Below are 21,025 nucleotides of genomic sequence, written 5' to 3' on the forward strand. Positions count from 1 at the left end.
ACAGCGATTTTAAACAGAAAGGCCGTCTGAATGTAAAATCAGAGGGCCCTTTATCTTCTAGTGCTTAAATGTTGCTAGTTATACTGAAACTCCCCGAATTCACTCGTAATAGTGAGTCTTTTCGTTTCAGAAGCTTCTACCCTGCCTACAATCTGGGCATCGATTCCAAATGATTTCGAAATTTCAATAACCCTCTCTGCATGTTGCGGAGAAAGGTAAATTTCGAGTCTGTGCCCCATATTGAACACTTTATACATTTCCTGCCAGTCGGTTCCACTTTCTTCCTGGATCATTTTGAACAGTGGCGGGACTGGAAGTAGGTTATCCTTGACAATGTGAAGGTTGTCAACAAAATGTAGAATTTTTGTCTGAGCGCCTCCGCTGCAATGCACCATGCCATGAATTTCTGATCTCATTTCTTCCAGCAATGCCTTAGCGACAGGAGCATAAGTCCTTGTAGGTGAAAGCACAAGCTGGCCCACATTCAATGGCGTTCCCTCTACGGGATCGGTCAGTTTCTTTGTTCCGCTATAAATCAGATCCTGGCTTACTTCAGGGTCGTAGCTTTCCGGGTATTTTGTTGCGAGATATTTACCTAAAACATCATGACGGGCAGAAGTAAGGCCGTTGCTACCCATTCCACCATTATATATTTGCTCGTATGTTGCTTGTCCGCAGGATGCAAGCCCAACAATCACGTCACCGGCGGCAATGTTTGCATTATCAACGACTTCCGACCTTTTCATCCGCGCAATCACTGTGCTGTTTACCGTAACCGTCCGAACCAGATCACCCACATCGGCTGTTTCGCCGCCTGTGCTGTAAATTTCGACGCCATAGCTGCGCAACATTTCCAGAACTTCCTCCGCACCATTGATCACCTCAGCGATCACCTCACCTGGAATCCGGTTTTTGTTACGGTCAATGGTCGACGAATATAACATCGGCCCGGTTGCTCCCACGCACAAAAGATCATCCGTATTCATCACGATCGCATCTTGCGCAATGCCTTTCCAAACAGAAATATCGCCGGTTTCTTTCCAATACAGATAAGCCAGGGATGTTTTTGTCCCCGCCCCGTCGGCGTGCATAATGGTGCAATATTCCGGATCGCCGGCCAAAGTATCGGGTACGATTTTGCAAAAAGCTTTTGGAAAAAGCCCTTTATCTATCTTTTCAATTGCCTTATGCACATCTTCTTTGGAAGCCGAGACACCGCGTTGGAGATAACGGTCGGTAGTTTTCATTTGAGCGTATTTAATAAATTTGGCACAAAAATAGCAAAAATCCCCCTATTAATGTCCGTTCACTTAAGTGAACGGCTAGTGGGTGAGGGCGATTGCGGGTTGGCTGGTTCCCATCCGTATTTTTTCATAAATCTTTCATTTTCTTGTTTAAATGACTGCTTGCGGTGATGCTCTTCCTGGTTTTTAATATAATTTCTCACAATTTCTACATGTCGCTCACTTACGCTGACCGCCCAATAATCATCCTGCCACATAAATTTCCGTTTCGTCAATTTATTTTTATTAATCCAAAAAGATGATTCTCCCTTTATAAGCTGTGCGACTTTACTGATGGTCTGTTCTCTAGATAAAGAAACCAAGCAATGCGCATGATCTGTATATCCGTTCACGGCATCCAAAAAAATATCCTTCTCCCAAGCATTCTTATGCATATGCGCAAAGACATTTTTCCGGATTGAATCATTTAAAAACGGGTGCCTATACTTTGTCGCAAATACCATGTGAACCCAAACTCTCGTCCAACTCATAATGAATAATGATTAATTGAAATATTCATTAGACGGTAATCGGTAACCTCGGTCACATCACAAAAGTATCCCCGTCATTTTCAAATGACGGTTTATACCCATTTGCTTGTAAATTTGTAATGTCAATATCATCTTCTACTTCAATTTACAAGTGCTTTGAAACTCTGGCAAAAAGAAAATACGGTTACTTCTGAAAAAATAGAAAAATTTACCGTCGGACGGGATCGCGAAATGGATCTCAACCTGGCGGAATATGATGTACTGGGCAATCTGGCACATGCTAAAATGCTGGAAACCATTGGGCTATTAACCGCTGAGGACCTCAGCGCGTTGGAGCAGGAACTTAAAGTAATTCACTCCCAGATTCAACAAGGCCACTTCGCGATTGAAGATGGCGTAGAAGATGTCCATTCACAAGTGGAATTGCAACTGACCCGCAAGCTGGGCGACACCGGCAAAAAAATCCATAGCGGCCGCTCGCGCAACGACCAGGTGCTGGTGGACATGAAATTGTACACGCGTGCCCGGCTTTTTGAAGTGGTTCAGGCCACAGAAAAGCTTTTCGACGTGCTGGTAAGGCGTTCTGAAGAACACAAAAATGATCTTTTACCCGGCTACACCCATTTGCAGATCGCTATGCCTTCCTCATTTGGCTTGTGGTTTGGTGCTTATGCAGAAGGGCTGATTGATGATGTGATCCAGTTAAATGCCGCTTACCGACTTGCTAACCGCAATCCATTAGGTTCGGGTGCAGGATATGGCTCCTCTTTCCCTTTAAACAGAAAATTAACCACAGAATTGCTGGGCTTTGAAGGGATGCACCATAATGTGGTGTACGCCCAAATGAGCCGTGGGCGCACGGAACAGGCCGCATTAACAGCCATTGCTTCGCTGGCGGCAACCGTTTCCAGATTAGCGATGGACGTTTGCCTTTATAACAGCCAGAATTTCAGCTTCATCGTTTTACCCGACGACCTCACAACCGGAAGCAGCATTATGCCGCACAAAAAGAATCCGGACGTGGCGGAATTGCTTCGCGCCAAGACAAACCGGATGAAAGCATTACCGATGGAAGTGACGATGGTTCTGAGTAACCTGCCGTCTGGTTATCATCGTGATATGCAGCTTTTGAAAGAGATTCTAATGCCTGCTTTCGATGAAATCCTAGATTGTCTGGACATTGCCGCCTTTATGCTGGAAAATATGAAGGTGAAGCAAAACCTGTTGGATGACGCCAAATATGATCTGCTTTTCAGCGTTGAACGTGTTAATGAGTTAGTGATCCATGGTGTTCCTTTCCGGGACGCATACCGCCAGGTCGGCAGTGAAATTGGAGATGGAACATATGCTGCTCCGCGTGATTTGAAACACACGCATGAAGGAAGCATTGGAAACTTGCAAACCATAGAAATCCAGGAGCGTATGAAGTATGAGATCGCCGCTTTTGGATACGACAAGGTTACAGAAGCATTGGAAAAATTATTGCGGGGTTAATCAAAGGATTGTGATATGTGGCGGAAGATAATTGTGCTGTTTCTGGCTATTACTTTGTTCTCGTTTGAGAATGCTGGACCGGGTTCCCTGGCAAAAAATCTGTCAGCACAGCCTTTAAAAGTGATCCTTTTTCTTGATCCCGAATGTCCGGTTTCTAATGCTTATATGAAGGAAATAAAGAGCATTTACGCTGATTATAGTGCCAAAGGAGTTAGTTTCGAAGCTTATTTTCCAATGGAAACAGTGACAGAAAAAGACATTCAAGCATTTTTAAAAAAATATAACGCAACATTCCCCGGCTTTCCCGATCCTGAGCTGCGAAAAGCAAAACGCTACAAAGCGACCGTAATGCCGGAAGTTGTTTTGTTGAATGAAGCTGGCGTTACTGTTTACCAGGGTGCAATCGACAACTGGTTTTACGCATTGGGAAAAAGCCGGCCAAAAGCCACGGAGCTTTATCTGAGAAATGCGTTGGAAGCAACGTTGAATGGTAATCCGATGATGCAAAGCAAAACACAGGCAATCGGCTGTTTGATCAATATGAAGCTGGATTGATAGCGGGTAGGATGTTGTTTCATCCCTCCGGGATTTGCATTTCGCAACCCTTATTATTTGCTACCAATATTGCGTCGCGCTGCGACTTTTAGAAAATGCAAAAAAAGAGGCAGGCCAAGCGGCCCGCCTCTTTTTACTATAACTAAATCTAAAAATATAAAATCAAGGCTTGTCCCACCAAACACGGCCTGCTGCGCTGGTCAGGTCACCGAAGCCAGGCAATGCTGCCATCGCGTCGTAAGCTGCTTTTTTGTTAGCGAAGTTAGGATCTGATTGTGATGGTAATGTAATCGGTGCGCGACGAGGAATAGTCAGCGGAACGTTTAGATACGAGACTCTTGGCAAAGGAACCACCGAAGTCGCGTTAGGATAGCCTGTACGCTTATACAAAGCCCAGCCTTCCTGTGGCTGCTTCATGAAGTTCAGATAGCTCTGGCTCGCAATTTGATCCATCGCCTTTGCTGCATCGAAAGCGACGCCTGGCTGTGCCAGATAAGCGGTGATTTCTGCTGCAGTTGTTGGCGTGTAGTTTGTAAGTTTAGCATTCACACCTACTTCATTATACCAATCCAGAGAGCTTTTCACACCGGCTTCATACCATGTTTTTGCAGCTGCAGCACCCGTGGTTTTGAATGCAATTTCAGCACGCATAAAGCAATATTCTGCATAAGTGATCACAGGAAGATAAGATTGTCCTGTTCCTGCATTTCCTGCCGCATCCGCTTTTCCGGTATTAAACAACCGAGGCTGAATATAGGACAATGTATCAACGGTCTGATTGTTCGACTTGATCGTTTTCAAGGTGTAGTAACGCTGGATGTTAGCCGTTAGTCTGGACTCATCGGGACTTGTAAAGCTTCCTACGTAACGTCTTCCTTCGGTAGTACCAGCTGGAAGTTGCTTGTCAGCGATCAGCAGGTTAATGGTTGCCTGAGCATACTGGTTAGGCGTAAAGAAAGCATCGATACGTGGATCTTTGTTTGTCCACATAAAGTCAACCATTGGTTTTGGCGCTCTCAATTCATCTGTATTCCAGTTTCCGCCAGCTGCATCCCCTGTAAAGTTTGCATTGCCAATGAAAATCCATGCGTCTGCATTGCTGCTCATCAGATCCGTTGCCGGCTGAGCCAGCACGTCTGTGATAATGGCAGTCCCTGCTGCCGGATCTGCTTTCTGCACGCGCATCGCCATTCTTAAACGCAATGCATTCGCAGCTTTGATCCATTTTGAGATATCACCTTTGTAATACTGATCGTAGTTCGCTCCCAAAGAATATTGGGGAACGGATGGCGTAGCTTTCAAAGCTGTAACGGCTGCTTTAATTTCAGCGTCAAGCTTTGCAAAGATCTCCTGCTGCGTATCGTATTTCGGCTGAAGTGTTCCGCCGTAACGGCCCTGGAATGCTTCCGTGTAAGGAAGGCTTCCGTAAATGTCCGAAACGTAAAACGTGTAATACGCTTTAAGAATGCGCGAAAGTTGAATCATTTGATCATAACGAGGCTGTTCGGCAGCATCCAGCTTAGACACCAATTGTTCCAGATCATACAACCTGTCGCCTACGCCATTATAAAGGCGTCCATAACGGTTCGCGAAGTTGTCGAAGTTCAATGTATACGAGCCCTGGTTACCATTCGGGGGCGTTGTATACTGCATCCAGGGCATAATGCGGCGATACAGATCGTAAAACGCTTCAAAATCCTGGTTGTGAATAGCAACCGTTGCCTGCAAAAACTGGTTTTGCGGCGGTATTTCAGTAAGCGCATCGGGATTTTTGTTAATGTCCACGAAAGCTTCCTTTTCGCAGGAAGAGAGAAATCCCACTGCGGCTAGTAACAATATTTTACTTTTTAGAAATCTCATAACAATTTTATTTTTGAATGGGCTGTAACAATTCAGGATTACAATCCTACACTAACTGAAAATCCAAGGTTACGCGAGAAAGGCAGACCGCCATACTCCATAAACTCACCCGCTTTGTTGCTGTACAAACCTTCCGGGTTGATACCGTCTTTCGCTGTGCGATACAGGTAACCCAGGTTACGTCCAACCAGGCTTACGCGAAGTGACTGTATTTTCGCTTTTCCAAGCAATGTAGTCGGAACATTGTAGCCAATAGAAACCTCGCGAAGCGACACCCATGAGTTTTCGAACGTAGAGTACTCGCGGATACCTGATGACCATTGCGTAAGGTTCAGATAATAAGCGTAAGCAGGAATTGGTTTTACATAACCAGCTGCAACTGCGTCTGCGTATGACATGCCGCCCAAATCTTTCGGAGCGCCGTCAACAACAACTTGGAATCCATTCGCCAAAACCCCTTCCGGAATGATACCGTCCGTTTTTGTATTGCCTTCTGCATCTGTGTAAGTTACACCGCCATGCTCAGGATCTCTTCCTGGAAGTGTAAATGCGAATGCTCCTGTCGAAGAACCGTACTGATGCGTTGCTGATGACATCAGACCACCGATTTTCGCGTCAACCTGCGCAGTTGCTGTAAAGTTCTTGTAACGGAAGCTGTTTACATTGCTTGCAAGGAATTTTTCCATAACGGTTCCCAATTCTTTGTCCGCTTTTGATCCGTAAGAACCATTACGAACATAACCGATACCGCCTTCTCCTGAAATCGCTCCGATCACTTTTTGTCCATTCGCAGGATTATTGGCATCATTTGATTCGTAGATCGCAAAACCGTAAGGAGTGATGATCGTCCCATAATCTTTTCCAACTCTTGCAACGGACTTGATATCAGCACCAAAACCAAGGTTCAGTTCGTAAGTTGTGGTTCCTTCAACCAACTCCAACACTTTGTTGCGGTTGCGGGAAAAGTTGACGCTTGTATTCCATTCGAAATCCGCTTTTTTAATTGGCGTTGCCGTTAACAAGATCTCAACCCCTTTGTTCTGAATTCTACCTGCGTTCACGATTCTGCTGCCTACACCCGATTCTGGTGTTGTATTCAAGCTCAGGATCTCGTTTTTAGTGATCTTGTTGTAATATGTTGCGTCGATTCCCAAACGGTTGTTGAAGAAACGGATATCAGCACCAAATTCAACTTCTCTTGCCAAACGGTTTCTCAGGTTGTAGTTAGGAAGCGTGTTTGGATCTCTGAAACCAGACCAGTTAACAGAACTTCCGTCCGCTTGTTGATAAGCAGGCTTTGGCTCATAAACACCAGTTTGGTTGGTTGACCATGCATCTGTGTCACCACCTGTGTAACCCAAGCTGGCCCTTAACTTACCAAATGAAAGCCATGATGGAAGATCCTTCAATGATTCAGTCGCGATCCAGGAAAGACCTACAGAAGGATATGAATAGATGTAGTCACCACTTCCGTTTGCATAAGTCAATGTTGAAGACCAGTCTGTACGATAGCTGGCGCTCAATGTTAACGCATCTTTGTAAGTAAGGTCACCATATGCATAAAGTGCGTCGATTCTTTTCGAAGGTGTAAGGGAGAAGTTCTCGGTTACCAGCGTGTTGATGCTGTTAGATAATGAATAAACATCAGGAACACGAAGACCGCCGTTTGTTCTCATATCAAACTTACGACCACCGATCAGACGATTGGTTTCTCCACCGGCTGACAAGCTGAAATTAAAGTTTTCTCCGATTTGCTTGGTAGCAGTCACCAAACCTTGGAAACGTGTCTGTGATTTGTTTTCCGAATATTCGCGGAATTCACCACCTGAGTAGTTAACATTATCTCCCCTCTTTTGGCTGTTTCCAGTGTAAAGTTCATTCTGAACATTACCGCGAACCAGGAAGCTCAACCAATCTGTGATATTTCCAGTTAAATCAATATTCCCTCTGAACACTTTTTCATTACGGAATTGTCTTTCCTCAAACGTCTGGAACATGAACTCCGTAATGTTGTACGGGTCAGCAGTTCCTCTGCGGCGGCCTCCTGCAACTGGATCAATGTAGTTTTTAGACCAATAATCAATATCCAAGCTACGTGGACGGTTGTACACAAAACGGAAAACCGGGTTGTAGTTTCCTCCCTGACGGATTGGGTTCACCATGTCGTTGTCTGTATAATCTGCACTTACGTCCAGATTCAGGATTTTACCGATTTTTTGTGTTCCGCGGATGTTAAAGTTGTTTCTCTTCAGCTCAGTTCCCGCAACCATGATCGAAGTGTTTTTCAAAGTAGAGAACGATGCACGGAATGAGCTGCGTTCGTTACCACCTTCGATAGCCAGGTTATGGTTGATATACTTTCCAGTTTGGAAGAAGCTCAAAGGATCGTTTGCTTTCCACTCCACCATACGGCCATCCAGGTCACGCACTTGCTGACCTTCAAATTTAGGACCATAAGAGAACGGGAAGTTAGGACGGTCCACTTCTGGAACGCCGTCGGCGCCAGTTGCAAATGTTGAGCTCAGACCTGCACCGTATTCATTTTGCAGATCCAAAAACTTGTAAGCTGTTTCAAATGTAGAAGTTTGGTTGTAAGTAACACCCAAACCTTTGTCCTGACGTCCTTTTTTGGTTTGAACAACCACAACACCATTCAAAGCCTCAGAACCGTAAAGCGAACTTGCAGCTGAACCTTTCAACACAGTCATAGACTCAATGTTGTCCGGGTTGATGTTTTTCATGATGTTACCAAAATCCTGCGCAGCTCCCCAGGAGTCAGCACCTGATGTTCCAGGGCGGATAAGCACACCATCCACAACGAAAAGTGGCTGTGTATTAGGGCTTAATGATGCGTTACCGCGGATACGGATACGTGAAGAGGACATTGGACCACCCGTTCCCTGGTTGATCATAACCCCTGCTACTTTACCCTGAAGCGCGTTAACCATGTTGGCATTTGCAGTTCTGGTAATGTCATTTCCTTGTACGGACTGTACCGAGTAAGACAGTTTCCGAGCCTCCGTAGACATACCAAAACCGGTGATCACTACTTCGTTAAGCGTTTTGTTGTCTTCTTCCAGATTCACCGTCAGCTGGCTTGCATTCCCAACTTCCACTTCCTTGCTGATGTAACCAATAGAAGAAAAAACAAGAACGGAAGTGGCAGAAGGCACACTCACGCTGAATTTTCCATTGGCATCAGTCGCACCACCGGTGTTAGATCCTTTTACAAGGTAGGAAACACCTGGTAATGGATTCTGATCCTTGTCTAGCACCGTTCCATTAACGGTTTTTCTGTCCTGGGCCATGCTCCATGTGCTCCCGATAAGAAGGAGAAGCAAGGTTACCAGACGGGTTAAAGTCGTAAACTTTTGTCTCATGGTAAACTTTAGTAAGTTAAATAAAGGTGGCTTAATGGGTCTTTACTGATGTAACCTAAAATGACATTTCTTAAAAATAGACCGGGCATTTTTGGACAGCATGAGTATTGATAATTCAAAATAAATATAATTATTAACAAAAACATAACATTTATTAAAAAATATTAATAATAAGCATATAAACCTAGTAGAGTGTTTGGCTATATCAACGTTTCACCTTTATTCTGGAGAGTAAATGCTGTCCGATGCGCTCACCCTGAACCTGCCCATTTACGATAGCCGACCTGAAATGGATGCCACCGTATAGCCTGCTGATAGCCGCTTCATCGCTGGCGTCCCTGAAAGATTTAAACCTGCGAACAGGCAGTCCATAAGGGGTTTCAGTGTTATCATCGAAAACAAAATTGTCCCCTAAAATTGCGGTCAGCACAACTGCCGCTGCGGTGGAAATGACGCTATGGCCGCTTGTATACTCAGGAAAAGGTGGCGTTTGGAGCAGTGGTCGCCATTTTTCGTCCATATAAGCATTGATAACCGTCTCAGGACGGATAAACTGGCTTCTGTATTTTTCATCCCAGCAACTGATAAATCCATCGAACAAAGCCATTGACGTCAGCACATAAGCAGCTGCGGTTTCCTGCCAGTTTTTACCTTTACTTTCGGCCGCCTGGCCTGCGATGGATATCCAATGACCTCCGGGTGACAGCTTCTTGGTGGCAAAATTGAGATGCCCCTGGGTGTTGAGATAAAAAGGATTACAGTCCCAGAAACTCGCGATCAGGATTTGTTCTTTGGATAACTTTCCGGTAACATTATAAACCTCCCGCACTTCCCGCATGAACAAACTCGCCGTATCTGTATTATATGCATGTGGCGCAACCGGCTTGAATTGCCCGGCCGAGTCGAGGCTTACCGGGCGGATTTGGGACCAATAAGGCTCCACAGCGTCGATAAAACCAGGTGGAGTTGGCGTCCATTTACCCTTTTGCTTGCTGTAAGTATATCGGCGTTTCGCCCGCGTTAATGCGTAATTGTCTTTCGCTGACCACGTTAAAATGCTGTCGCTTACGGCTTGCCCCAGTTTTATTGAATTATTGTAAACCAATGTGTCCTTCTCCCGGAAGTCATTTAGAATCACATTGACACTGTCTGTCAGCAAATGCTCTGAAAAGACCAGTTTCCCACCGGTTTTTAAAAAAGCGTAAACAGCCGCCAGTTCATAGTTGATCTTTTCATCTTTTTTCAAACCTGCTATATCCGGGAAATGAGCGATTTGTCCGTGTAGCGTTTGATAGTTTTTATCCCCCATAACCAGCGTTTCGTATGCCGCAACATTGGCATAGAGATAGATACGACTGGCAACGGGCGGCGAAAAAATATCATGTACAATGGCACGGGTAAGGTTTTTTTCCGCCCTATGCAAAAGCTTCGGTGACGGCCCGACAAGCGGCGCAAAGCCCGACACGTAATGGCAAACCAGCAACGTTACCAGCATATGTAATGTAAATCGCTTTCTCATTTCTGCCTGGTATGTTCAAATATTATTGGATCGCCACCATTAACGCCTATCACTATACGCATATCATTTAGCCGGATCGCGCTTCTTATTTCACCACCAGCCCAAAATCCGGATCTGTCAGGGCTTACAGTCTCGAACTTGAAGGGCGCTATCTGTCGCAAGGTTACGCCTATGGACGCGTCGCAAGGCCCCAGTTGCACGCGATAGCATGAAAAGTTTCCCGCTAATAGCAGGCCGGTTTTGGTGTCTCCATCCATTTCCACCGGAACAATGGCGCTAACCCTCGAAAATTGCGCCTCCTCGGGCAGTTCGTGGATTTGGAATTTGAAGTCGCCTTTATTTTCTAAAACAATGCTCGATAGTTGCTTGCAATACACCTTTTTACTTTTTTCAACTGCTTCCTGACCAAATATATCCGTCATGGTCGCGTCTGCATACAGCGCGTAGCTCGTGTATTTTCTTTTCAGGAATGGCATCTGGTCCAGCATTTCGTCGCGGGAGAACATTGGGTAATTTTTGTCACCGATAAAGTAAGTGCAGACCGGATCGACCACGCCGTTTTTATCAAAATCATCATAATAGATTGTCACAGGCTGTTCGGCGGACGCTTTGTATTGATTATTAAGGCCGCTGTTTCCTATAACAAAATCCATATCGCCGTCATGATCCAGGTCAACTGGCATTAATGCGGCCCACATGCCGTCTGTGTCTTTTAGTTCCGCGGGAAGCTGTTCTACAAATGCATTACCGGTGTTTTTGAAAACTTTAACCGCCATCCAGTCGCCTATTAGCATTAAATCCGGCTTTCTATCCTGATCCAAATCTTCAAACACCGCACCTGTGATCATTCCCGGATTAAGCAGATCCTTGGACCAATCGGCAGTGACATCCGTGAACTTAACATTGCTTCCCTGGTTATCATTTCTTAAAATATAACTTCTCGCAGCCATCGGAAATGATCCCGGAACAGCGCGCCCGCCAACAAAAAGATCCATATCGCCGTCTCCATCAATGTCTGCACTTACTGCACATTGCTTGGGGTTTTTCATCGATGGCAATGCCAAAACCTCTTCATGAAAATTTCCCTTCCCATCATTGATATACAAATGGTCCCGATAGGCTGGTGCCTGATCTTCAAACTCGTTCCCACCGCTCACCACGTACAAATCCGGGTCGCCATCTTTGTCTGCATCGAAAAATAACGCATTCACTTCTTCACAAGCCACATTTTGTCGCCACGGCTGGGCATTTGCACCTTCAAACTTACCATCCTGTTTTTGCAGGTAAAGCACTCCAAACTGATTGGAAGCGCCTCCGAAAAACAAATCCTCCAACCCATCCCCATTTACATCCGCTTTGGCCAGTGCCGGACCGAGCCTGGATAACTGATAAGGCAAAAGCACTTCGACTTTGAAGTCAACAAATTCATTTTCCTTGTGAATAAAGTCAATACCAATGCTTTGAGCAGCGATTTTTTGAAATAACGTTTTTGCAGGCGTCACATCCCGCTTGCTTGCTTCTTTCGCTTCTGATTCTTTCAATGTCAGGACTTTATCAGTTGGATTCACCAGCATTGCCACTTTTCCGGACGGCCAAACGACTTTCAGCGAATCAATTCTGCCGGTTTTTCCCAAACCAAAATGCAAGTCCGACGTTACTGTCGCCTGGTAACCTCTCACAGGATAAAGCTCCGCATATTGTGAAATGCCATTGGCATAAACCCAAACCTTGCTTCCCAAAGCCTGCGTATTTTTGCCCACGCCTGAGAGCTTGATGGTCAACCCTTTCTGCCCGCTGTTATTTTGATAAATCGAAACCGGTTCGTTAATGTTTGAGATCACAATGTCGAGATCGCCATCGCCGTCGAAATCTGCATAAGCGGCTGCATTGGAAACTGCCTCTTCATTGAAACCCCATTTTTCAGACACATCTTCAAATGCATATTGCTTAGAGGCATCCGCCGTGTTCCGGAACAGATAGTTTCTCAGCTTGTTGGAAGGCATTTTCTGGACAAGGCTGTAAGTCTTAAAATTAAGGTTTCCTTTGCCTACCTCCTTCATTTGCTCGTCTGCAACGGTGTATTTGAGGAAATCCATATTAGTGAAATCGCGCAGATAACCATTGGTAATGAGCAAATCCTTCCAGCCATCATTGTCAAGATCGGCCATTAAGCCAGCCCAACTCCAATCGGTGTTGGAAATACCCGCCATTTGGCCCACCTCACTGAACTTAACATTGCCCTCTGCATCAGTTCCGCGGTTCAAATGCAGCATATTACGCATATTCTGGTGATAATAACCGCTGTCGAGGAGTAAATGATATTGATCGTAAACGTCCGGACCTTTGAGCAATTTTTGTCGGTGATTGTCTTCCGGGAGCATGTCCAGCGTGAGCACATCGGGTTTTCCATCATTGTTAAAATCACTCACATCCGCGCCCATTGAAAATTTGGAAACGTGTGTAAATGATTTTTTCAAAGACTCTGTAAATGTCCCGTTCTTATTATTGACATAATAACAATCCACTTCCGTGTAATCGCTCGTTGTATACAAATCCGGCCAGCCGTCCTGGTTCATGTCTGCCACAATCACGCTCAGACCGAAATTCAATGCATTATTGATGATGCCCGCCTTTTGGGTTACGTCCTTGAATTTCAGTTTCCCAATCTCACTCACGTTCTCAAAAAACCTGTTCCCATAGTAAGGATTGGGCGTTGCGCGCATTTCGCGGGTGTTCAGGAAGGGGTTAACCGTGTGATTCGAGTGGTTCAAAAGGAACATATCCAGATCGCCATCTTTGTCATAATCAAAAAAAGCAGCCTGTGTGGATTGAGATCCAATCGCATTCAAACCAGCATCCACCGCCATTTCCTTAAAAATCGGAACGCCGTTTTTGACGCCCTGATTGATAAAAAGCTCATTATTACGGTCAGATAGCTTGCGGAAAAAGCCTGAATGGCAAACGTAAATATCCAGGAGCCCATCGCCATTTACATCCGCGACGCTCACGCCTGTGGACCATGTTCCGTTGCCCTCGATTTTTGCTTTTTTACTAATGTCTTCGAAACCGATTTTTCCGCCAGCTGATTTGTTGAGATACAACTTATTAGGAACCGTATTTCCCGAAATAAAAAGGTCCGGCTTGCCATCATTGTTGAAATCGCCAATGCCGATGCCGTTCCCATTGTAGAGATATTCGTAGCGGAAAATGTGCAGCGAATCATTCTCTTCGATCTTATTAATAAAATTAACTTTTGTGTCTTTGGGTGACAAAAGTGTGAAGAGGCTTTGCGTTTGACCCGGTTTAGAAGCGCCGAGGAGGGAAATTAGAAAAATAAAGAAAAAGTAGAGTCTACCCATGCGCTAACATTACCCGGTAAAAATGCCTAATTCCATTTGTAGACCAGATTTTCATCTCCGGCCACACGCTCCACATACATTAAAATCAACGTCATCATTTCCTGGTCGCTCCGCATATTTCCCGTCGACATCACCAGTTCTGGCGGACTGTGCGGGTTTGCGGGATTGGCTGCGGTGTTGTCATAAGTGCCTTCCACGTGCACCACGGCGCCTTTTGGCAATAATAAAGGCTTTTTGTATTTGTAAATTTCCTGCCAGCGAAAGTCCCAGGCAGGCACATGCACAAGCTTGATCGTGTCACCCGCCGCGGTGGTCGCATAAGCCTTGAATTCCTTCCCCAGATAATGCATATGCGGCCAGGCGTACAGCAGCGAAACATCCGGCTGGTTATTCGCAATGCGCAGTCGGAAGCTCTTGATCTCATCGGCAAAAATCATGAACGGCGGACTGATATCCTTTTCCCCGATCCCGCCGGAGCCCAAACTGATCACTTTAACCTTCCGTTTGATCGGGCTGGATTTAAAGAAAATATTAACGCCATCAATGCTTTCGGCATCAACAGACGACGGTCCGAAATGCACGGTTACCAGCACGACGCCACGTTTTGGCATGACCCAACCCATATCTTCCGGGTAAGTTTCAACAGTGGTTCCGGGAATCCAGCCGCCATAGTAAGTCATTTCTTTTTTGTATTTGACCCACTCGTAATACTTATCGCCGGAAGGTCCGCTGAGGTCGACAAAATCGACGGAATTATTCAGGTCAATCGCAGGGTCGGCAACCGGGTGGATCGCGAAATTGGCGTGGTGGATGAGTTTTTTGTTATTCGAGGTAAACTCAATGGCTTCAACATTGGCTTCTTGCGCGAGTTCAAAAGGGATTTTGAACATTACAAACCTCTCTGCGGCATCACCTTTGACAATAAATGCGTCCTTAATGCGAAGCGAAAGATCCGGCTTGCGTTTGTAAGCCGTCCCGGCGTTCACCCGCGCCTGTAACTCCTGTTCAGCTTTCAGGTTTTGCTTTCCTTTTGGGACGCCGCCATCAATCCAGCCAACAATGGTTTTAATATCTTTATCGCTCAGCGAGCGGTCATTGGCAAAGGAATTAAAATGGTTATCCGCTTTCCAGGGCGGCATATAACGTGAGCTCACGACCTGTTTGATGAAGTTGGAGCGCTTGGTAACATCCTCAAAAGTGATCAAGGGAAAAGGAGCCGCTTCGCCGGTCCGGTGGCAAGGCACGCAATTGGCATGAATAATGGGCTGGACATCCTTATAAAACTCCGGAACCTGGCCTGCACACAAATCACACAACAACAAAAGCACAAAAATTAGGCCTTTTCGGAACGGCATGGTACTGAGTGGGTTTAACCCACGCAATTTAATAATAGAAAATTGATTTTAAAATAATTTAAGAAATAGGATTTAATGCTATCACCGTCCCCGCCGCTGACTTTGCTGCTGCCAGCAATTCATCTGCGTGACAAATCGTAACCTGCTTAACACCTTCATTTAATGCTTCAAATGCGCTTTCGAGCTTTGGGATCATGCCTTTGTTGATAACGCCGGATGCTTTGTAGCTTGCATAGGAAGTTGGATTGAGTTGTGATATGACTGCGTTGTCATCGTCAGGATCGGATAGGACGCCTTTTTTCTCAAAGCAATAAATCAGGTTTACTTCGAACAACCCGGCCATGGCAACGGCGGTCGCAGAGGCCATTGTATCGGCATTGGTGTTAAGCAATAACCCTTCGATGCTGTAAGTAAGCGGGGCAATTACGGGAATGAGGCCGCTGCTCAATAATGCGTTCACTTGCTTGGCATTTACTGCTTCGATATCGCCCACGAAGCCGTAATCGATGGTTTTCACGAGTCTTTTTACTGAACGTATGATGCCGCCGTCAGCGCCGGTGAGGCCGATGGCGTTACAGTTGAATGATTGGAGCTGGGCAACCAGATTTTTGTTCACCAATCCGCCATAAACCATGGTTACCACGTCCAGCATAGCCTTATCCGTAATTCTGCGGCCTTCCACCATTTGTGTTTCGATCTGCAATTTGGCTGCCATCTGCGTTGCCACCTTTCCACCGCCATGCACGAGGATTTTGGGAGCATCGAGTTTGGAAAAATCGTTCAGAAAACGGGTGCAGGCTTCGGGGTTGTCGATAACATTACCGCCAATTTTTACAACATAAAGGGGCTGGGACATTGTAGTGGGTTTTTACGCTGAATTTGAGCCGGCAAAGTTAGCAGAAACAAACAGCGGTGGAAGCGGAATTTTCTTTGATGAATTTTTTTGGCAAAATTACGTTGACTAAGCAAAGCAGAATTAAAACATTATGAAACGCCGCCTTCTCATTTCCCTTGTTCTTTGTCTATTTTTTTCGCAATCCGTTTTTGCTCAATTACAAAAGGCCAAAGCACACTGGACTTACACATTTTCCAAACCGGAAGTAAAGAAGGGCGAAACCGTGGACCTGGTTTTCACGGCCATTGTTGATAAAGACTGGTACATTTATTCCAGCGATTTTGACCCGGATCTTGGGCCAATGCTGACGACATTCAATTTTGAAAAAAACAATACATTTGAGGTTGTAGGCAAGCTTAAACCGCAGAATCCGAAAGAGAAATTCGAGGAAGTTTGGGGTGGAAAAGTGCGTTATTTTGAAGGAAAAGGTGTTTTTAAACAAACTATAAAAATACTTGCGGACAATCCGGTCATCAAAGGCGCTTCCGAATATCAGACTTGCAGCCATGTAACAGGCCTCTGCATTCCGGGCAATGATGATTTTGAATTTAAAGGCCTGAAAGTCGTTGCTGGCGCGGCAATCAATGACGCACAGCCAACAGTCGGTAAAACAGAATCTGCAACAGATTCATCCTCAACCGTTACAGCCACGCCGACCGACAAATTAGCTGACACTTCTTTCACCATCAACGCAGGTGACGCCGACACATCTGCCCAGGCAGAAGCTGCTGCAACATTATCACAAACATTAAGTTCAGAAGATGAATCGGCCGATAAATCGCTCTGGGGCTTCGCATTAGCCGCATTTTTGTCCGGTTTGGTTGCCTTGCTCACGCCCTGCGTTTTCCCGATCATCCCGATGACGGTAAGTTATTTTACCAATCAGGAAAAAGGAAAGCTGAAAGCATTGATATACGGCATTTCTATTGTTTTGATCTATACATTAATAGGAACCGTTGTTTCGAGATTGAATGGCCCTGCATTTGCCAACTTTCTAAGCACGCATTGGATTCCTAATCTCTTGTTCTTCGCGATTTTCTTCGTTTTTGGATTGTCCTTTTTAGGGCTTTTTGAGATTGTTTTGCCGAGTGGTTTCGTAAATAAAATGGACCAAAAAGCCGATCAGGGTGGTTATGCGGGCGTTTTCTTCATGGCATTTACATTGGTGCTCGTTTCTTTTTCCTGCACAGGTCCTATTGTGGGAAGTTTGCTGGTGGCCTCAGCGGGCGGCGAAGTGGTAAAGCCCATCATTGGTATGGCTTCTTTCTCGGCAGCATTTGCGATTCCGTTCACATTGTTTGCCCTTTTTCCACAATGGCTAAAATCCCTGCCCAAATCCGGCGGCTGGTTGAATACTGTAAAAGTGGTTTTGGGCTTTCTGGAACTGGCATTGGCACTGAAATTTTTCAGCATTGCCGATCAGGTTTACCACTGGCGTTTGCTGGACCGGGAAATTTATCTTGCATTCTGGATCGTAATCTTCGGTCTGTTAGGATTTTATCTTTTAGGGAAAATCAGAACGCCGCACGATTCTCCGCTTGAAAAAGTGAGCGTCCCCAGATTGCTCTTATCCATCGTTACATTCACATTTGTTGTTTACATGATTCCCGGCATGTGGGGCGCGCCGTTGAAAGCATTGGCTGGTTACCTGCCTCCACAATCCACATTGGATTTTGATCTAAACAAAAGGACCGCAGGAGTTGCTTCAAACATTGCCCCCGGCGAAACCAGAAAATACGCTGACCTTTTCCATTTGCCTCACGAACTGGAAGGTTTCTTCGATTATAAAGACGCGTTAGCCTACGCAAAAAAGGTTAATAAACCCGTATTCATTGACTTCACCGGCCACGGCTGCGTGAACTGCCGGGAAATGGAAGCGAGGGTATGGGTCGATCCGGCAGTGCAGCAACGACTTAGAAACGATTACGTAATCGTCGCGCTTTACGTGGATGACAAAACAGAACTGCCTGAATCATCCTGGTACACATCGAAATACGACAACAAAGTCAAAAAAACCATCGGCGCCCAAAATGCTGATTTGCAAATTGTAAAATATAACAACAACGCACAGCCGCATTATTGTTTGGTCGATCATGAGGGAAATTTGCTCGTGAAGCCGAAAAATTACGATTTAAACCCAGCGAATTTCGCGGCGTTTTTGGATAGCGGAAAGGCGGCGTTTAATAAATAGGCCCGCCACGCCCCGCCCCCCCATTTTCCGTTGGCTTAAGCCAACGGAAAATTCTTTTTTTGTGCCTGAAATTAATATTATTCCTTTTCCTGAAACCTGATCGCTTTATGATGAAGAATTGCTCCTTTTTGTTGCTACTCCTTTTTCCTTTCTCTCTCTTTGCGCAAACCTTCCGCCCGCCTGCAACACCCCTGATCACCATTGACCCCTATACAAGCGTTTGGTCGTTTGGTGACCAGCTGAATGGTTCTGTAACGAAGCATTGGACGGGCAAACCGCATTCGATGGATGGCCTTATCCGTGTGGATGGCAAGACTTATCGCTTCATGGGCGCCCCTACGCCGGAGATGAAAACGATTTTGCCAACGGCTAAGCAGTCGGCATATACAGCCAAATTCACAACCGTGAAACCGGATCCCAACTGGTGGTATAAAGAGGGTTATAACATCAGCACCTGGAAACAGGCCCCGGGCCCGTTCGGAACAAAGGATCGTAACGACGCAATGCTCAAAGGCGGAACCGAATTCCAGCAGGAAGTCTGGTATCGCCGCGAATTCACATTGACGGCTGCTGAATTTGAGAAACCAACTCTAAACATTTTCCATTACGATGATGTGCAGGTTTTCATTAATGGCGTTCCCGCATTTGACTGCGCACCTTGTTTTACAGGTGATTATGAGTTTAAGCCGATCAGTCCTTCGGCGCGTAAGGCATTGAAAAAAGGCAAGAATATTTTAGCTGCTTATTGTAAAAATGGCGCTGGCCCGGGATACATTGACATTGGACTGGCGGATGAAATTGCCCCCAAAGGTGCAGACGTGATTCAGCCCGCTAAACAAACCGGTTTTGAGATGACTGCGACCAAAACGCTTTATGATTTTGAAGCAGGCCCCGTGCAGTTGAAAGCCGCTTTTATAGCGCCCTTGCTTTTGAAAGACCTCAATTTGATCTCCCGTCCGGTCAATTATGTAGTATACGAATTGAAGTCTACGGATGGGAAAACGCATCAGGTTGAAATACTTAATGCTGTTTCGGGACTTTGGGCTGTAAATGACGCAAGCCAAAAGGTCGAAGGCAAAAAAGAAACTCAGAATGGACTGTTAATGCTTTCTCTTGGCAATACGGAGCAAAAGCTGTTGGGTAAAAAGGGTGACGATGTCCGCATTGACTGGGGCCGCGCTTATTTGGCTGGCAATGCGTCCGATGTAAAAAGTGCTGGCCTGGGCTCGCCGGGAGAGTTGATCAAAACGTTCTCAAAAGGCGGCTCCGTTAATGAGAATCAAGATGTTTCCTCAAATGCGGATGCCAAATCGATGGCTGTTGTACTATCGGAAAAAATTGGTGGTGACGTGAAAACACTCCATTTAATGCTAGGTTATGATGATGGTTATTCTGTTCAATATTTCGGGCAAAACCTGCGGCCGTGGTGGAATAAGGATGGAAATAAAACCATTCAAGCTGAGTTTAAAAGTGCTGAAAATGATTTTGCCAAAATCATTAAAGAATGTGAGTCAACGGACGAAATGATCTTCGACGATGCTTTGAAAGCTGGTGGAAAGCAATATGCTGAACTTTGCGTTCTGGCCTATCGCCAAGCTATTTCCGCACATAAATTAGTCGCCGATCCCTCAGGCTCTCCATTGTTTTTGTCCAAAGAAAATTTCAGCAATGGCTCCATTGGAACCGTCGATATCACTTATCCATCCGCTCCGTTATTCCTGCTTTATAACCCGACATTGTTAAAAGGAATGATGGAACCGATCTTCTATTACTCCGAAAGCGGCAAATGGACAAAACCTTTCGCCGCGCATGATGTAGGCACTTATCCGCTCGCAAACGGCCAGACTTACGGGGAGGACATGCCTGTCGAAGAATCCGGCAACATGCTAACACTGACTTACGCCATTTGTAAAGCTGAGAACAACATCGAGTTCGCCAAAAAACATTGGAAAGTGTTAAGCATATGGGCCAATTATCTCAAAAAAGAGGGCTTCGACCCAGCTAACCAACTTTGTACAGACGATTTTGCCGGTCACCTCGCGCGCAATGCCAACTTGTCGATCAAGGCAATTATGGGCTTAGCGTCCTATGCGAAAATGGCTGAGCAGCTTGGCGAAACGAAAGAAGCCGCCGAAGTAAATGCATTGGTAAAAGATTTCGCCCAAAAGTGGATGCAACTCGCCGACAGCGGCGATCATTATGCACTTACTTTCGACAACAAAAATTCATGGAGCCAGAAATACAACATCGTTTGGGATGAACTCCTGAAATTGAATGTCTTCCCAAAAACTGTCGCGGAAAAGGAAATCAAATATTATTTAACCAAACAAAAACCCTTCGGCCTCCCACTAGACAGCCGCAAAACCTACACCAAATCCGACTGGATCATCTGGACCGCTACATTAGCTACGAACCAGCAGGATTTCGAAGCATTGGTGAAGCCTGTTTATAAATATGCTATGGAAACCCCCGATCGCATTCCACTTTCCGACTGGCATGAGACTGTGAATGGGAAGTCGGTTGGATTTAGAGCGAGGTCGGTTGTGAGTGGTTATTGGATGAAGGTTTTGGGGGAGAGGTGGAAGTGAGGTCTTTAAAAGCACAAGGGCGGCCCGGAAACATCCGAGTCGCCCTTTATTATTC

12 protein-coding genes are annotated in these 21,025 nt (G+C 45.6%); 4 read left to right on the forward strand and 8 right to left on the reverse strand.

The features are described from left to right. Positions 1 to 74 precede the first annotated feature (74 nt). Together B5X68_RS23585 and tnpA are read right to left on the reverse strand one after the other, a co-directional pair. Positions 75 to 1,247, reverse strand: a complete 1,173-nt coding sequence (locus tag B5X68_RS23585; protein WP_082217233.1) for an AIR synthase-related protein — start codon at positions 1,245 to 1,247, stop codon at positions 75 to 77. Between the two features lie 59 nt (positions 1,248 to 1,306). Continuing rightward, on the reverse strand, positions 1,307 to 1,774 hold the full coding sequence (gene tnpA / locus B5X68_RS23590) for an IS200/IS605 family transposase (RefSeq protein WP_082217234.1): 468 nt from the start codon (positions 1,772 to 1,774) through the stop codon (positions 1,307 to 1,309). A gap of 156 nt (positions 1,775 to 1,930) precedes the next feature. Here tnpA and argH point away from each other — a divergent pair, with 156 nt between their 5' ends. Next, positions 1,931 to 3,268, forward strand: coding sequence for an argininosuccinate lyase (gene argH, locus B5X68_RS23595; RefSeq protein ID WP_082217235.1), 1,338 nt, complete (start codon positions 1,931 to 1,933; stop codon positions 3,266 to 3,268). A 15-nt stretch (positions 3,269 to 3,283) separates the two neighbouring features. Continuing rightward, a complete protein-coding gene (locus B5X68_RS23600) occupies positions 3,284 to 3,823 on the forward strand; it encodes a thioredoxin domain-containing protein (protein WP_082217236.1) in 540 nt (179 codons plus the stop codon). A 162-nt stretch (positions 3,824 to 3,985) separates the two neighbouring features. On the opposite strand, the gene B5X68_RS23605 is transcribed toward B5X68_RS23600, so the two are convergent. The 6 genes from B5X68_RS23605 to argB form a co-directional block, all read right to left on the reverse strand. Continuing rightward, positions 3,986 to 5,683 (reverse strand): SusD/RagB family nutrient-binding outer membrane lipoprotein, encoded by a 1,698-nt coding sequence (locus B5X68_RS23605; protein WP_082217237.1) that lies wholly within the window; start codon positions 5,681 to 5,683, stop codon positions 3,986 to 3,988. Between the two features lie 38 nt (positions 5,684 to 5,721). Further along, positions 5,722 to 9,063 carry a SusC/RagA family TonB-linked outer membrane protein gene (locus B5X68_RS23610; protein WP_229208540.1) on the reverse strand — a complete coding sequence of 1,114 codons (3,342 nt, stop codon included), beginning with the start codon at positions 9,061 to 9,063 and terminating at the stop codon, positions 5,722 to 5,724. Positions 9,064 to 9,268: 205 nt separating this feature from the next. After that, positions 9,269 to 10,582: a vanadium-dependent haloperoxidase gene (locus B5X68_RS23615; protein ID WP_082217238.1), complete on the reverse strand. Its 1,314-nt coding sequence runs from the start codon at positions 10,580 to 10,582 to the stop codon at positions 9,269 to 9,271. Then, positions 10,579 to 13,941 carry a VCBS repeat-containing protein gene (locus B5X68_RS23620; RefSeq protein WP_082217239.1) on the reverse strand — a complete coding sequence of 1,121 codons (3,363 nt, stop codon included), beginning with the start codon at positions 13,939 to 13,941 and terminating at the stop codon, positions 10,579 to 10,581. The genes B5X68_RS23615 and B5X68_RS23620 overlap by 4 nt, the downstream gene beginning before the upstream one ends. A 26-nt stretch (positions 13,942 to 13,967) precedes the next feature. Beyond that, the gene (locus B5X68_RS23625; RefSeq protein ID WP_082217240.1) at positions 13,968 to 15,296 is read right to left on the reverse strand and encodes a c-type cytochrome; all 1,329 of its coding nucleotides are present in this window, start codon (positions 15,294 to 15,296) and stop codon (positions 13,968 to 13,970) included. Positions 15,297 to 15,354: 58 nt separating this feature from the next. Next, positions 15,355 to 16,152 carry an acetylglutamate kinase gene (argB, locus tag B5X68_RS23630; RefSeq protein WP_082217241.1) on the reverse strand — a complete coding sequence of 266 codons (798 nt, stop codon included), beginning with the start codon at positions 16,150 to 16,152 and terminating at the stop codon, positions 15,355 to 15,357. Between the two features lie 130 nt (positions 16,153 to 16,282). Here argB and B5X68_RS23635 point away from each other — a divergent pair, with 130 nt between their 5' ends. Together B5X68_RS23635 and B5X68_RS23640 are read left to right on the forward strand one after the other, a co-directional pair. Next, on the forward strand, positions 16,283 to 18,382 hold the full coding sequence (locus B5X68_RS23635) for a protein-disulfide reductase DsbD family protein (protein WP_082217242.1): 2,100 nt from the start codon (positions 16,283 to 16,285) through the stop codon (positions 18,380 to 18,382). A 110-nt stretch (positions 18,383 to 18,492) separates the two neighbouring features. After that, positions 18,493 to 20,970 carry a glutaminase family protein gene (locus B5X68_RS23640; RefSeq protein WP_141110405.1) on the forward strand — a complete coding sequence of 826 codons (2,478 nt, stop codon included), beginning with the start codon at positions 18,493 to 18,495 and terminating at the stop codon, positions 20,968 to 20,970. The last annotated feature ends 55 nt before the right edge of the window (positions 20,971 to 21,025 follow it).

It is taken from the genome of Dyadobacter psychrophilus, from assembly GCF_900167945.1.
In the GTDB taxonomy this organism is placed as follows: Bacteria; Bacteroidota; Bacteroidia; order Cytophagales; family Spirosomataceae; genus Dyadobacter; species Dyadobacter psychrophilus.